Below are 14,225 nucleotides of genomic sequence, written 5' to 3' on the forward strand. Positions count from 1 at the left end.
AGTCAGGCTTATGCGAGCAACTGCGCCCAGTTCACCGGGGCCGGTTCACTCAGGGCAAAGCCCTTGCCGGTCAAGGCCAGGTTGTTGTTGTAAGCCTCGTCGTGCGCGAAGCGCGCCTGCCACTTGTCGCGCAGGGCCGCCACTGCCTGGGGAGCGTCCGGCAAGGTGCCCGGGTGGGTAACTTGCACTTGCGGCGTCCACACCGTGAGCAACCCGGCGTCGGCGACTTTCAGGCACAGATCGACATCGGCGTACACGTCATCGAAATGCTCCCGATCCAGACCGCCGAGTGCGTCGAATACTTCCTTGCGAATCATCAGGCATGCACCGCTGACGGCCGCGTAATTCTGCTCGACGAGCAGTCTGCGCATGTAGCCCGACGCGTCTTTTTTCTCACCGATGAAGGGCGAAGCAATCCCGCCGTTGAGCCCCAGAATCAACCCGGCACCGGTCACGCTGCCTTCGCGGTCCACCAGCTTGGCACCGACCACGCCGACTTCGGGACGCTGGGCCTGATTGAGTAGCGCCTCGATCCAGTTGGCGTTGACCACTTCGGCGTCCGCCGCCAGCAGCACCAGGTATTCGCCTTGAGCCTCGCCGGCTGCGAGGTTGATCAGGGCCGACGTGCTGAGACGCTGTTCAGCCTTGACCAGACGAATTCGGCCCCGTCCGTTTCGTTCCAGGCTGTCCAGCCAGGTGTGAAGCTCGGCGGACTGGCTGTGGTTATCGGCAATGATAACTTCGTTGTTTTGATAGCGCGTGCGCTGCAAGACACTGACCAGGCAGCGCTGCAAGTGCTCCAGGTTGTCCTGGCTGTGGATGATGACCGATACCTTCGGACGCCCCGCATGGCGGTATTCGATACGCAAACCAGCCGATGCTTCGGCACTGACCTGGGCTTGATAACCGCGGGTCACCAGATGACGGACCAACGTCTGACGCTCGTGCTCGTTGGCTGTCGGCTCAGGAGCGGCGGTGATCAGCAACGGCTCGGCCAAATGGGCAAGGCCGGCCAGGCCACCGGTTTCGATCAGGCGCAGCAGCAGGTCGAACTCGAGCGCCGAGGCGAACTCGCGGGCAAAACCACCGACTTCCACCAGCGCTTCGCGGCGAATCAGCCAGTGCCGCGCGATGAGTGACGGCAGGCTCTGCAACAGGTCGAGGTTGAAGGCTGGCCGGAACACATCGACCAGTGTGCCATTCTCCTGGCGATGAATTTCGTCCATCGCCACCGCACGGCAACCCTCGGCGTCTTGCAACTCGAGGCTGGCACGCAGGAAGCCGGCAGTGGTGAACTCGTCACCCGCCTCGGCCAGCAGCAACCAGTCCGAAGTCGACTGACGAGCGATCTGGTTCAGCTTGTCGACGTAATTGGCCGCCGTGACCTTGACGAAATGCAGGGTGTTTTGTGCCGTGGTGACTGCCGGCAAGTCGCCCGTGGTGAAGATCACCACCTTGAACGCCCGGAACGCACTTTCCATGAGGCTGTCCAGGGTGACCTGAAGCTTGTCCATGTCTGCGTCCAGATCGAGCAGCAGAATGCCGAACTGAGGGCCCCCTTCGTTGGCCGCCAGGTGCTGGTTGATTTTGCGCACCGCGGTATCGTTCGGTTGCCGGGCCTGCAGCCAGTTTTGCAAACGTCCCGACGGCATTGTGTCGAGCAACTGACGGCTGTCGAAGGTTGGCACGCTGTCCAGACGTTCAACCCAGTCGGTCAGTATCCGGGCATCAGCGGCTTCATCCATATCCAACAGCTGCTGCGCCAGTTTCTGCATCACCCGACGGTTGAACGCTCCCAGGCCAACGGCTTCAATCAGACGGGTCTGGATGGTCGCCGGAGTGTCATTGGAATAGGTGCGCTGCAACGCTTCCTGCTTGAGCAACGCGCCTTCCATTTCTTCGAGTTGCAGGCGTCCCGCCGGCATCGAATGAAGCAGGAATTCGCACTGCGTCAGTTGGTCGAAGAAGGCACTGTTATAGAACGGCATTTCAACGTATTGCTGAGGGCCGAAGACCCGCTTCGGCCCTATCGTCGGATCCGTCCAGTAAGACTCGAAAATCGGCTCGATGGTCAGCGCGTTGCGTTTCGTCAGGCTCTCGGCGAGGGCGGCAAAACTTTGCAGCGCGACCTGCGCGGTCTGGTGTTCATCCAGACCTTTGATGCCGGTCGGCAGCGATGCCAGGAAGCCGGCAAAACGCTCACGGTCGGCGACAGACCGGGCGTCCTTGAGGGCCAGGGTCGTCATGATCTCGGTGTTGTGATCCGAACGGCCATAGTTGACCTCACGCACCACGTAAGGAATTGGAAGAATCCGCGCCTTGGCCCGGGCGAGCATGTAGTAGACATGCCCGATCTCCTGCCACTGGAAGATCGTTCCTTCAGGCATCGCGGCATACCAGTCACGCAGCAGCGAAGTCCGATGGACCGCATAGAACGGCGGAATGTACTGGCTCACGTAATCGAGTACACGATCCTGACCGAGCTCGGCGTTGTAGTCCTCGTTTACTTTCTTGTCACGAAGGTAGTACTGCACATAGTTGGAGTGGGTCAGGTACATCAGGCAATAGCCATGGCACAGACCGTAGTCGGGGTTGGCTTCGAGGAAGTTCACCGACTCGGTGAGGCCACCGTGCATCAGGAAATCATCGTCGGAAGCGAAGACCATGTAAGGCGTGGTGACCTGCTCGACGCCGTACACCAGTTTGGCCTGGATTCCCCAGTAGCCGAATTGCGGCAAATGCCGATAGTCGATGGTGTCCGCAACCGTCGCCGCGCCCTCGAGCGCGATGGCCGACGAATCGAGAACCAGGATCTTGCAAGGCAACGTGCTGTAGTACTGCAATGCCCTGCGCAGGAACGTCGGGCGATTGTGTGTAATCAGCACCAGAGTGAACAGTTCACTCAAGGGCTGCATGTTTTCAGAACCGTAAATGCCTTGCATATCCTTCCCCACCACAGACCGATTGCCTGATTAACGCTTGAATAGAGGTGTCGCTTAACGTACTCGGCGCAGGTAGCCATCCGGCGCGACAGTGATCAGCAGCTTGCTGTGAATGGCCTGGTCGATCTCGAAATCACGGTTCTCTTCCAGGTAGGCCCAGACCGCGGTTTTCGGGTTGTCACCCTTGCCCCATGGACGGTCCGGGAACGCATCTTCCGGCATGTCTTCGACCACGGTGTCCATGACCACGCAATAGCTGCCCACCGAGACCATCGGTGCATACAGGCGCAGCTCTTCGAGCACGTGTTCGTGGGTGTGATTGGAGTCCAGGACCACCAGCACTTTCTTGCCCTGGATGCGCTCGCGCACCTGGTCGACGATGGCGGTGTCGATGCTCGAACCCTGGATCATCTGGATGCGTTTGCTCATCGGGTGAGCTTCGATCGCTTCGCGGTTGTGCTGGCGGATATCGATGTCGACACCCAGCACTTCGCCATGGCCCATCAGTTCCAGGATCGAGGCGTAAAACACCAGCGAGCCGCCGTGGGCGATGCCGGTTTCAACGATCACGTCCGGACGCAGGTTCCAGATGATTTCCTGCATGGCGACCATGTCCTGCGGGAACTGAATGATCGGCCGGCCCATCCAGCTGAAGTTGTAGGTGTACTTGTGTTTGGCCGTGGTGCCGACCCAGTCCAGCGACTCGGCTTGCAGCGCCTTGTCCTTCTTCAGGCCTTCGATGTTGTCTTTTACTTCTTCGCGAAACTGCTCATGGGGATTCATTGAAACGCTCCAAAAAAAATAGGCAAACGGGTTAGTTGAAGACCTTACCGTCGGGGTAAGGCACCACGTTGGTCTTGATGATCCTGGCGGGATTGCCCGCCACGACTGAATAATCCGGGACATCTTTGGTGACGACGGCGCCGGCGCCGATGGTCACCCAGCGTCCGATACGCAAGCGCGGAAGAATGGTGGCGTTGGTGCCGATGAACGTGCCGTCGCCGATCTCCACGCAACCGGCGATGCATACGCCGGGCGCCATGAACACCGAGTGGCCGATTTGCCCTTCATGCCCCACCACGCTGCCGGCGCTGATGCTGGTGTTGTCGCCCAGCGTCACCTCGGCCTGCATGATTACGCCTTCCTGCAGATAACTGCCCTGCCCCATGCGAATCATGGTCAGGTCAATGCCGGGGTGGATGAACTGGCCCAGCGTTGCACCGGCCTCGACCAGCTGGCGGGTGGTCTCGTAGCGCAGTCGGGTGCTGCCGGTGATCAGGTTGACGAAACGTACGTCCGGCCCCTTGAGCTCACTGACCAACGCCGAACCGCCAATGACCGGCACACCAAAAAACGGTGTCCCGTGTTTGTTCGGGTCATTGTCCAGAAACGCAAACTCGACATTCGGTGTGCTGCGCTTCACCGCGTGCAGCATGCGCACCGCTTCCGGGTTGGCCGCGCCCAGCAAGTACATCTTCACAGTGATTGCCTTTTTGCCAGCAGTGTACGCACCACATCCACCACCCGTGCCTGATCGGCGTCAGTCATGTCGTGATAACTCGGCAGGTTGAATGCACGCTCCGGCAAGGCAAACGAAACCGGTGTGTCGACCACGTGCTCACTGAACATGGGCAACGAAGACAGTGGCCAGAAGAACACCCGGGCGTCGATATCGGCGGCCTGGAACGCGGCGATCATCTCGTCGCGATGGATCCCGGTCCCGGCATCGAATACCACCGTGGGCATCCAGTAACCGTTGCGCGCATGGGCAGGTTCGGGGTTCAGCGAAACCCCCGGCAGCGATGACAGCGCGCGGGCGTAATTGGCGAATATCGTCCGTTTGCGTTCGATCAGCTCTTCGATCCGCTCAACCTGGGCGCAGCCGACGGCCGCCTGCAAGTTGCTCATCTTGTATTTGAAGCCAATGAACTCTGGCCAGAATTGTTTGGTGCTGCCCGCGACACGACCATGGTTGGACAACGTCAGGACGCGCTCATACAAGGCTTTATCCGAGGTGACGAAAATGCCGCCCTCGCCGGTGGTCATGGTTTTGGTGCCATGGAATGAAAACGCACCGAACGCCCCCATCGAGCCGGCAGCCTTGCCGCGCCACTGCGAGCCGATGGCTTCGGCGGCGTCTTCGATGACCGGGATACCGTGTTCGCGACCGATCGCCAGCAATGCGTCCATGTCACACAGGTTGCCGTAAAGATGGACCGCGAGAATGGCTTTGGTCTTCGGGGTAATTGCCTGCCTGACGAGCTCCGGATCCAGGCACCAGCTATCCGGCAGAACATCGACAAACACCGGCGTAGCGCCCAGATAGGTGATCGGTGCCGCCGAAGCGATCCAGTTGGTGTTGCCCAGGATCACTTCATCACCCGCGCCGATGCCCAGCGCCGCCATCCCCATGTGCAGCGCGCCGGTGCAGCTCGACGTCGCGATGGCATAGGTCGCACCAAGGTGCTCGGCAAACCCGTGCTCGAAACGCGTCAGGTATTCGTAGCAACGCGCGCCCCAACCGTTCTGCACGGCATCCAGGGCATACCGGGCTTCCAGTTCGCCGACACTCGGTTTGGTGTAGTGAATTCTGCTCATTGAATACTCAACTCCGGAACGGCAACGACAAACTGTGCGCCCCACTCTTTGACCGAGGCGAATTGCTGGGTGATTTCAGGCAACAGGTTCCATGGCAGAACCAAGATGTAGTCGGGTTGTTCGAGGGCGATACGCTCGGGCGACACCACCGGAATCCGGCTGCCAGGCAAGAACTTGCCCTGTTTGTGCGGATTGGCGTCGGCGACCCAGGCCAACAGATCAGGCTTGACCCCGGCGTAGTTGAGCAACGTGTTGCCCTTGGCGGCGGCGCCGTAACCGACCACTCGTTTGCCATCGGCTTTCGCCTGCAACAAGAAGCGCAGCAATTGGTGCTTGATGCCCTCGGCGGCTGGCGCGAGGGTCGCGTAGTACTCGGGGGTTTTCACACCGGCGGTGATTTCGGCTTGCAGTTGCTGAGCAACCGCAGGCTGCACGTCACGACGAACGCCATCGACACGCTGGACGAAAACCCGCAGCGAACCGCCGTGGGTCGACAGCTGACTGACGTCGAACACTTCCAGGCCGTTGCGTTCGCACAATGTCTGCACGGCGGTCAGGGACAGGTAGGAATAGTGCTCGTGATACAGCGTGTCGAACTGTTGCCCGGCCATCAGTGTCAGCAGTTGCGGAAACTCGAACGTCGCCACGCCGGTCGGCTTGAGCAGGGTCGCAAAGCCGCCGAGGAAATCATTGATGTCCGGCACGTGGGCCAACACGTTGTTGGCAGCCATCAGGTCCGCGGACCAGCCTTCGCTGACCAATTGCGCAGCGGTGTGACGGCCGAAGAACAACTCGCGGATCTCCAGGCCTTTTTCCCGCGCCGCTTGCGCGGTGCTGCGGGTTGGCTCAACGCCCAGGCAAGGAATGCCGCGACCGGCGACGTACTGCAACAGGTAACCGTCGTTGGCAGCGATTTCCACTACACGACTGTCGGCGGTCAGGCCGAAGCGCTCGACCATCTCGGCGACGTAGCGATCGGCATGCGCCAGCCAGGTGCTGGAGAACGAACTGAAATACGCATACTCAGCGTCGAACAGGCTGTCGGCGCTGGTGTAATCCTCGGTTTGCACCAACCAGCACTGCTGACACACCGCAACCTTGAGTGGCACCCACTGTTCGGCCTGTTCCAGCTGATCGGCACGAACGTAGGCGTTCGACGGCGGCGAGGTGCCGAGATCGATCAGCGGCAAGGCCAAAGGAGTACCGCAACCACGGCAGTTCATAGACGCACTCCAGCGAAACGTTCATCGAGCAAGGGATGGCTGGCGTCCCTGGCTGACAGATTATTGACAGGCAACGGCCAGGCAATCGCCAGCCGTGGATCGTTCACCGACAAGCCGCCTTCATGCTCCGGCGCGTAATCGGCGCTGTGCAGGTAAAGCAATTCGGCGTCGTCGGTCAGGGTCTGGAAGCCGTGGGCAAAACCGGCAGGAATGAGCAGGCTGCGACCGTCGCCGGCGCGCAGGTGTTCGGCGTGCCAGTGCAGGAACGTTGCGGAGTCGGGCCGCAAGTCCACCGCCACATCCCAGACTTCACCGCGCAGGCAGGTGATCAGCTTGGCTTCCGGCGCGTTGGCATTCTGGTAATGCAGGCCACGCACACTCGCGCGTGCGCGGGTGCAGGAATGGTTGATCTGGCGAATGGAAAACGCTTGGCCGAAGGCGCTCAGGCTGCCCTCGCAGAACAACCTGGCGAAGTGCCCGCGATCGTCTTCGAAGCGTTTGTGCTGCACGCTGAACAAGCCCGTCAGCGGCAGCGCCTTCAACGAAAACTCGCTCACAGCGCGCCTCGGTACAGGTTCAACTGACCCAACGTGATGCCACGCATGTCGTCGCCGTTTTGCCAGGCCAGATGCCAGTCGAGGGTCTGGGTCAGGCATTGTTGCAGCGACCAGCGCGGCTGCCAGGCCAACAGTTGGCGGGCGCGGCTGCTGTCCAGGCGCAACAGGCCTGCTTCATGCAGTTCACTCGGTTCGATACGCAATCCGCGCGCTTGTGGCCAACGGTTGGCGAGCAGCTCGACCACTTCGCCGACGCTGCACATGTCCGCTTCGCTCGGGCCGAAGTTCCACGCACCGGCGAACTCGGGGCCTCGCTCGTAAAGACCGGCGGCCAGTTGCAGGTAACCGGCCAGCGGCTCCAGCGCGTGTTGCCACGGGCGGACGGCTTGCGGGTAGCGCAGGGTTACCGGCTCGTCGGCAGACCAGGCTTTCAGGACATCGGGAATCAGACGTTCAGGGGCAAAATCACCGCCACCCAACACGTTGCCGGCTCGGGCCGTGGCCAGGGCCAGACCGTGTTCGGCATACTTCTCGGCCGGGAAAAACGATGCCGCATACGACTGCGCCAGCAACTCGCAGCAGGCTTTGCTGCTGCTGTAAGGATCGTGGCCGCCGAGGGCTTCGTTTTCACGGTACGGCCACAACCATTCCTGATTGGCGTAGACCTTGTCGGTGGTCACCAGCACGCAGGCGCGCACGCCGCCGACCTGACGGATCGCTTCAAGCAGGTTCAGGGTGCCCATGACGTTGCTGGAGTAAGTCCCCAGCGGATCGCGATAACCCTCGCGCACCAGCGGCTGGGCCGCCAGGTGCAGGACGATTTCCGGTTGGGTGTCGGCGATCAGTTCAAGCAGGGCCCCCAGATCACGCAGGTCGCCGCGCTGATCGTTGATGCCTTCATGAACACGTGCCAATTCGAACAGGCTCGGCTCGGTGGACGGATCGAGGGAAAACCCGCTGACTTTCGCGCCGAGGCTTTGCAGCCACAACGTCAGCCAACTGCCTTTGAAACCGGTGTGGCCCGTCAGCAGAACTCGCTTGCCGCGCCAGAATTCCGGGCTCAGTCCCATTGCTTCCATGGGGCCTCCCCGCTCTGCCACAAATGCTCCAGATGGTTTTTATCGCGCAGGGTGTCCATCGGGTGCCAGAAACCATCGTGCTGGTAGGCAGCCAGTTGACCGCTGCTGGCCAGGCCGACCAAAGGCTCGGATTCCCAAACCGTCTCGTCGGCGGTAATCAGCGGCAGGACCTTGGGCGACAGCACAAAGAAGCCACCATTGATCCAGCCTCCGTCACCGCGCGGCTTTTCAGTAAAACCGCGGACCAGGTGACCGTCGCGTTCCAGTGCGCCGTAACGGCCAGGCGGCTGAACCGCCGTGACCGTGGCGAGCTTGCCGTGGGACAGATGGAAGTCCACCAGGGCACCGATGTTCAAATCGGACACGCCGTCGCCGTAGGTGAAGCAGAACGCGTCTTCGTTTTCCAGGTAGCGGCTGGCCCGACGCAAGCGCCCGCCGGTCATGGTGTCTTCACCGGTATCGATGAGCGTGACGCGCCATGGCTCGCTGTAGTTCTGGTGAACGTCCATGCGGTTGTTGCACATGTCGAACGTGACGTCAGAGGTGTGCAGGAAGTAGTTGGCGAAGAAGTCCTTGATCGCGTAGCCCTTGTAGCCCAGGCAAATCACGAAGTCATGGATCCCGTGAGCGGAGTACTGCTTCATGATGTGCCAGAGAATTGGCTTGCCGCCGATTTCAATCATCGGCTTGGGTTTGAGGTGCGACTCCTCACTGATGCGCGTGCCCAGGCCGCCCGCCAAAATAACTGCCTTCATCGTCTCCCCTCTTGTTCGTCACAGGGCTCAGCCAAGCTGTATCAAGCTTTTGCAGGCCTTCTGGATAAAACCTTCAATGCCGCTCAGGGCGCTTCTGGATTCACCGGAAGTGCTCGTTTTATGGCGATATCGGGGGGGCTTGCAGGAAACGCGCCAGCTCTTTCGCTGTGGTGGGTGGGCTCTGGCCTTGGGTGTATATCCGTTTTTGTGGTCATGGCGGCTATTGGTTTCGCCCTTACGGCGAGTCACTTTCGAAAAGCCCCAAAGTAACCAAAGGGCTCTTGCCCCTTTCGTTAGGTGCCTCGCTGTGGCTCGGCATGCCCTCGCTCCGGTCCTGCTCCGTGGGCCCGGAGCGAGGGCATGCCGAGGGGGCGCTCAGATCAAAAGCGGAAGGCGAGCTAACGCTCGGCCTGATGAGTGGTGGGAAGCAAAAGCAAACGCTGATCCCTGTAGGAGCCGGCTTGCCGGCGAAAAGCGTCTAGGCGATGCGTTCATCCAGACAACCCGCGTTATCGTTGGCGTCCATCGCCAGCAAGCTGGCTCCTACAATTTTGAATTGTGCGAACCCAATCACCGTGTAGGAGCCGGCTTGCTGCGGGCGGCGTTCCGACGATGGCGGTGGGTCAGTCGACGCATTTATTGACTGGATGGATGCCATCGTCGGAACGCCGCCCGCAGCAAGCCGGCTCCTACAGGGGAGCGGTGTACATATCCGGAATGACTGAACGCAGCAAGGCGAGCTAACGCTCGACCTGATGAGTGGTGGAAATCAAAAGCGTATGGGATTCCCTGTAGGAGCCGGCTTGCCGGCGAAAAGCGTCTGGGCGACGCGTTCATTCAGACAGCCCGCGTTATCGTTGACGTCCATCGCCAGCAAGCTGGCTCCTACAATTTTGAAACGTGTGAACCCAATCCCTTGTAGGAGCCGGCTTGCTGCGGGCGGCGTTCCGACGATAGCGGTGGATCAGTCAACGTATGTATTGGCTGGAGGGACGCCATCGCCAGCAAGCCGGCTCCTACAGGGGATAGGTGTACATATCCGGAATGAGGGAACGCACGCACCAAAGAGCCAGGTCGGCTTTCAGGCCGCCTCGGCGGCTGTGGCGGTAGTCGCCCCCTCGAGAGGCTGAGCGCAGGTTCTGCGCAGTGGGCAACCCGGCATGGATGCCGGGTTAGCCGCCCCCGGCCATGGATGGCCGATGGCGGCGGGCCCACGGAGCAGAACCGGAGCGAGGGGATGCCGAGCCTAGGCGAGGCACCGAACGAAAGGGGCAAGAGCGCTTTGGTTACTTTCGCGCTTTTCGAAAGTGACTCGCCGTAAGGGCGAAACCAATAGCCGCCATAACCGCAGCAACGGATATGCCCCCCAATCGCAACAGAACCCCGAGATCAACCCGGCAACCAAGCCTCAGCCCAATAATTCAGATTACTACCCTGCAACATATAGTCACGCAGCACTTCCTCACGCAGCGCATCACCCATGCGGTAACTCGCATCCGGGTCAGCCAGGTGCATACGAATTGCCTCAAGCCATTCCTCGGTACTGTTACTCACCACCTTGGTACACGGCAGATAACCGCGATAAGCCTCAGTGTCCGTACAGATCACCGGATAACCGCACGCGCCATATTCCAACAGGCGCAAGTTGCTCTTGCAGTCGTTGAAGATATGAAACTCCAGCGGCGCCAAAGCCAGATCAAGGTTCAGGCTCGCCAGTTTGGCAGGGTAAGCCTGCAGGCCAACGGCGGGATGGAACTCATGCACGAAAGGCTTGAGTGCCGGCGGGCACATGCCGAAGAACACCCATTCCACTTCATCCGCCAGCAGGCGAACGACATCGGCAATGATCGCCAGATCCCCATCGTGACTGGTGCCTCCGCCCCAACCGACCCTCGGCTTGCGCGACGTACGCCGCTGGCTGCTCAGACCGGTCCACAGATACGGAGCGAGCATGTTCGGCACCACGCGAATATCGTCATGCATGCCTTTGAGGGTATCGGCCAGCGGTTGGGTCGACACCACCACCCGATCGCACAACCCAACTGCACGCCGCACGATTTGCTCAACGCCAACCATGGCCTTGCGCACGTGGGCGTTTTTCTTCGGAACGTCGATGACATAATCGTCGAGCTCGAAGATCCGGAAAGCCTTGGAGCTGTTTTTGACCCGCTCCACTTCATTCACCGCGCCCTCACTGTAGCGCCCTTGCAGGATGATGACGTCCGGCGACTGGCGCTCCAGCTCAATGTCCGAAGGCGTATGGTAAGAAAGATTACCAAGCACTTGACCCGCGGCTTCCAGCTCCAGAAACGGCTGGGTGACACGGTAATGGCCTACGGCGGTCTCGTTGATCGGGATCGCCAGCACCCGTGGCAGCATGTGACGGGCGAACGGATTCCAGTCGCTCTTGTAACCCGGTTCAAGGCTGAAATTATTGGTGCTCAGGCTCAGGTTGACGTTGTACGCCGGATCTCTTGCGATGATCGGCAGCCAGCGCTGATAAAACCGCTTCTGCTCAGCCAGCAGATCTGACACCACCGGCCCGCTCTCCGCCTCGGCAGCCACGTGGACCGACTCGGCATACGGCGTCCAGACCACCAGATAGCCCTTCTGCCTCACACGCAGACAGAAATCAGGACCACCGAGTCTTTGGGAAAAGGCCTGCTCGTCAAACCCCTGAAGTTCATCGAACACCTGCTTGCGGACCAGCAGGCACTCGGTTCTCACAGCACTCAAATTCTGCACCGCCTGCTGGCGCTGCATATACCCTGGAGCGGTCATCACCTCCCCGCGCCAAGGTACGCCGACAGGGCCGCGCATCCCCAGCACCAGGGCCGAACCTTCGATACGCCCCTGAGGGCTGACCATTCGGCCACCGACGACGCCCACCTCCGGACGCAAGCCGTGATTCAGCAGCTCCCCAAGCCAGTCACGATTGACGATCAGGCTGTCCGGGCTGAGTAACACCACATACTCGCCACGTGCCTGAGCAACGGCGAAGTTCTGCGCCGCTGCCGGGTTATCGGGGTAATCGCAATGCAGCACGCGCAGTTTTTCACCGCCCATTTGCGACATGGCGGCCAGCCAGTCACGCGCCTCGATCGAGGTGCTTGCGTTGTCGACGATCAACAATTCGTAGTGAGCATAAGCCGTGTGCTCCAGCACACTTTCGATGCAACGCTCAAGCCGACCGAGCTGATCCTGGGCCACCACCACAATGGACACCAGCGGCTGAACGCCATGCTGGTAGTCAATTCGATTGATGAGCGGCACGCTGCCCGGCCGCACCTCGTGTGCCGCACCGATACGATCAAGGTGCGCAGTCAGTACGCGGGAGTTCTGCTCGATAACCTGCGGCAGAGCGAGCCATTGCGACAGGCCGAACGAGGATTCGACCAACACTTGAGCGACATGCTCCACGACATGCGGGCCGTGGTTTTCGACGAGGCGCCAGACCAGGTCATGAGGGCTGAGCTCAGCGAAGTCCGGGGTAAAACCACCTGCGGCTACAAAGCCTTGACGCTGGATGGCCAGTGTCCGCCCGACATAGGGATAACTGCGCAGCAGGTCCAGATTGAAATCGGGCTTGAGGATCGGCTCGACCGACACGTCATTGCGCAAGCCGCCTTCATCGGTATAGATACACAGCGCGTCGGCACTCTCGACCATCCGCTCGGCCAAAAGCAGCAAGGCCAGTTCATTCAGGCGATCACCGGCCCGCAGCAGATAGAACCAGTCCGCACTGTCGGCCTGCATCAGGCCATTGAGTTGCTCAAGCCCGTCGCCTTGCAAGGCCACACGAATCACGTTGCCCGCAAGGGCACTGGTGCGATTTTCACCCGAGAGCACCAACACCCTTTCGGCGCCATAGACCTGCCGTTCGATGCTCTCCAGTGTGACGCCCAGTGCCGCATCGTCAGCGTCGGCATCCATCACCACCGGCACAATTCGCGGCTGCCATGCCCACGAGGCAAGGCGCGCAGGCAACAGGCGCTGCTGGGCCGGGTTCAGGGTGCGACACGCCAGCCATTGCAGGTACACATCAGCAAAGCAGTCACAGTTTTCACCCACCCGCGAACGGAGCAACGTCGAGGTAAAGCCCAGGGAACGACCCAGCGCCATTTCTTCCCAGTCATACGGCTCACCGAGGGCGGCGCTGGCCAGATCGATAAAGCGAACATGCCCCGGCGCAGGTGCCGGCTCGCCGCTGCGCACCGACAGCATTTGGGTCAGCCAACCGAGCTCGACCGCCACGGCCTGCTCGACCTCCAGTTGATTGCTCAGGCGCGCCGGGTGCAAGCGTTCAAAGCTGAGCACCTGTGCGATAACCGCCAGATTGCCACGACGCAACAGGCAGACAAACAAGGCGAAATCGAGACGGGCGACAAACCCTTCGCCGACCTGGGTCAACGCGGGCAGATACTCCAGCACCTGATGAGTGCGCATCAGCGCGCCACTCAAATTGCTGAGAAAGTTCAGGGCCGAGCTTTCCAGCACATCCAGCAGGTCTTCACCCTTGAACAGCGTATCCCCCGAGACAAAGCTGGAGTTCTCCAGGCGCTCGGGAAGCAGAAGGTAATCACCGTCGCAATACTGACGCAGGGCAATCACCAGATTCACATCGTCATGATCAATGAAACCCTGCACCTGACGGGCAATGCTCTCAGGCAGCAGTTGATCGTCATCACAGAGAAGCTTGAGGTACTCCCCGGTTGCCTGCTCGGCGCAGGCCATCAGATTCCCCTTGAACCCCAGGCGTTGTTCATTGCGCACATAACGCAATGTCACGGTTGGCGGCACTGTGCAGGCCTGGACCAGCTCATGGATTTCGTCGCTGTCGCTGTCGTCACACACGATCACTTCAAGCGACGCGTAGGTCTGGTTCAGCGCACTTTGCAGCGCTGCCTTAAAGTACAGCGGGTTGTAGGCGGGAATGGCGATGCTGACAAGAGGAGCTGGTTTCACGGCAGGGGAACTCGCGAGCGGTGGGCGCTCACTCTGGAACGAGTGGAGCAGCCCTGAACCGCTGAAAAATGACGGTTTGCACTCGGGTGTATTGAACCTTCGCGCC

The 14,225-nt window shown here is 60.5% G+C and carries 9 protein-coding genes; all 9 read right to left on the bottom strand.

Going from position 1 to position 14,225, the window contains the following annotated elements:
* Window positions 1–8: 8 nt before the first annotated feature.
* On the bottom strand, window positions 9–2,942 hold the full coding sequence (locus tag J4E42_RS12890; protein ID WP_207285376.1) for a TIGR00180 family glycosyltransferase: 2,934 nt from the start codon (window positions 2,940–2,942) through the stop codon (window positions 9–11).
* 54 nt (window positions 2,943–2,996) lie between these two features.
* Complete coding sequence (locus tag J4E42_RS12895) at window positions 2,997–3,725, bottom strand: cephalosporin hydroxylase family protein (protein WP_008044623.1); 729 nt, start codon at window positions 3,723–3,725, stop codon at window positions 2,997–2,999.
* Window positions 3,726–3,756: 31 nt separating this feature from the next.
* Window positions 3,757–4,422, bottom strand: a complete 666-nt coding sequence (locus tag J4E42_RS12900; protein WP_192226018.1) for an acetyltransferase — start codon at window positions 4,420–4,422, stop codon at window positions 3,757–3,759.
* Window positions 4,419–5,540: a DegT/DnrJ/EryC1/StrS aminotransferase family protein gene (locus J4E42_RS12905; RefSeq protein ID WP_192419585.1), complete on the bottom strand. Its 1,122-nt coding sequence runs from the start codon at window positions 5,538–5,540 to the stop codon at window positions 4,419–4,421. Before J4E42_RS12905 ends, J4E42_RS12900 begins: the two co-directional genes overlap by 4 nt.
* Window positions 5,537–6,763, bottom strand: a complete 1,227-nt coding sequence (locus J4E42_RS12910; RefSeq protein ID WP_207285377.1) for a class I SAM-dependent methyltransferase — start codon at window positions 6,761–6,763, stop codon at window positions 5,537–5,539. Before J4E42_RS12910 ends, J4E42_RS12905 begins: the two co-directional genes overlap by 4 nt.
* Entirely contained in the window at window positions 6,760–7,320 is a 561-nt protein-coding gene (locus J4E42_RS12915) for a dTDP-4-dehydrorhamnose 3,5-epimerase family protein (RefSeq protein ID WP_192226012.1), read from the bottom strand. Before J4E42_RS12915 ends, J4E42_RS12910 begins: the two co-directional genes overlap by 4 nt.
* Window positions 7,317–8,399 carry a CDP-glucose 4,6-dehydratase gene (gene rfbG / locus J4E42_RS12920; RefSeq protein ID WP_207285378.1) on the bottom strand — a complete coding sequence of 361 codons (1,083 nt, stop codon included), beginning with the start codon at window positions 8,397–8,399 and terminating at the stop codon, window positions 7,317–7,319. Before rfbG ends, J4E42_RS12915 begins: the two co-directional genes overlap by 4 nt.
* Window positions 8,381–9,154, bottom strand: a complete 774-nt coding sequence (rfbF, locus tag J4E42_RS12925) for a glucose-1-phosphate cytidylyltransferase (RefSeq protein WP_008044636.1) — start codon at window positions 9,152–9,154, stop codon at window positions 8,381–8,383. The genes rfbG and rfbF overlap by 19 nt, the downstream gene beginning before the upstream one ends.
* A gap of 1,389 nt (window positions 9,155–10,543) precedes the next feature.
* On the bottom strand, window positions 10,544–14,119 hold the full coding sequence (locus tag J4E42_RS12930) for a glycosyltransferase (RefSeq protein WP_207285379.1): 3,576 nt from the start codon (window positions 14,117–14,119) through the stop codon (window positions 10,544–10,546).
* Between the last annotated feature and the right edge of the window lie 106 nt (window positions 14,120–14,225).

The organism is Pseudomonas sp. FW300-N2A2, from assembly GCF_017351735.1.
In the GTDB taxonomy this organism is placed as follows: domain Bacteria; phylum Pseudomonadota; class Gammaproteobacteria; order Pseudomonadales; family Pseudomonadaceae; genus Aquipseudomonas; species Aquipseudomonas migulae.

Coding starts and splice junctions, on each gene's coding strand:
- rfbF (WP_008044636.1), bottom strand. CDS start 9,154: ATGAAGGCAGTTATTTTGGCGGGCGGCCTGGGCACGCGCATCAGTGAG.
- rfbG (WP_207285378.1), bottom strand. CDS start 8,399: ATGGAAGCAATGGGACTGAGCCCGGAATTCTGGCGCGGCAAGCGAGTT.
- J4E42_RS12890 (WP_207285376.1), bottom strand. CDS start 2,942: ATGCAAGGCATTTACGGTTCTGAAAACATGCAGCCCTTGAGTGAACTG.
- J4E42_RS12895 (WP_008044623.1), bottom strand. CDS start 3,725: ATGAATCCCCATGAGCAGTTTCGCGAAGAAGTAAAAGACAACATCGAA.
- J4E42_RS12910 (WP_207285377.1), bottom strand. CDS start 6,763: ATGAACTGCCGTGGTTGCGGTACTCCTTTGGCCTTGCCGCTGATCGAT.
- J4E42_RS12905 (WP_192419585.1), bottom strand. CDS start 5,540: ATGAGCAGAATTCACTACACCAAACCGAGTGTCGGCGAACTGGAAGCC.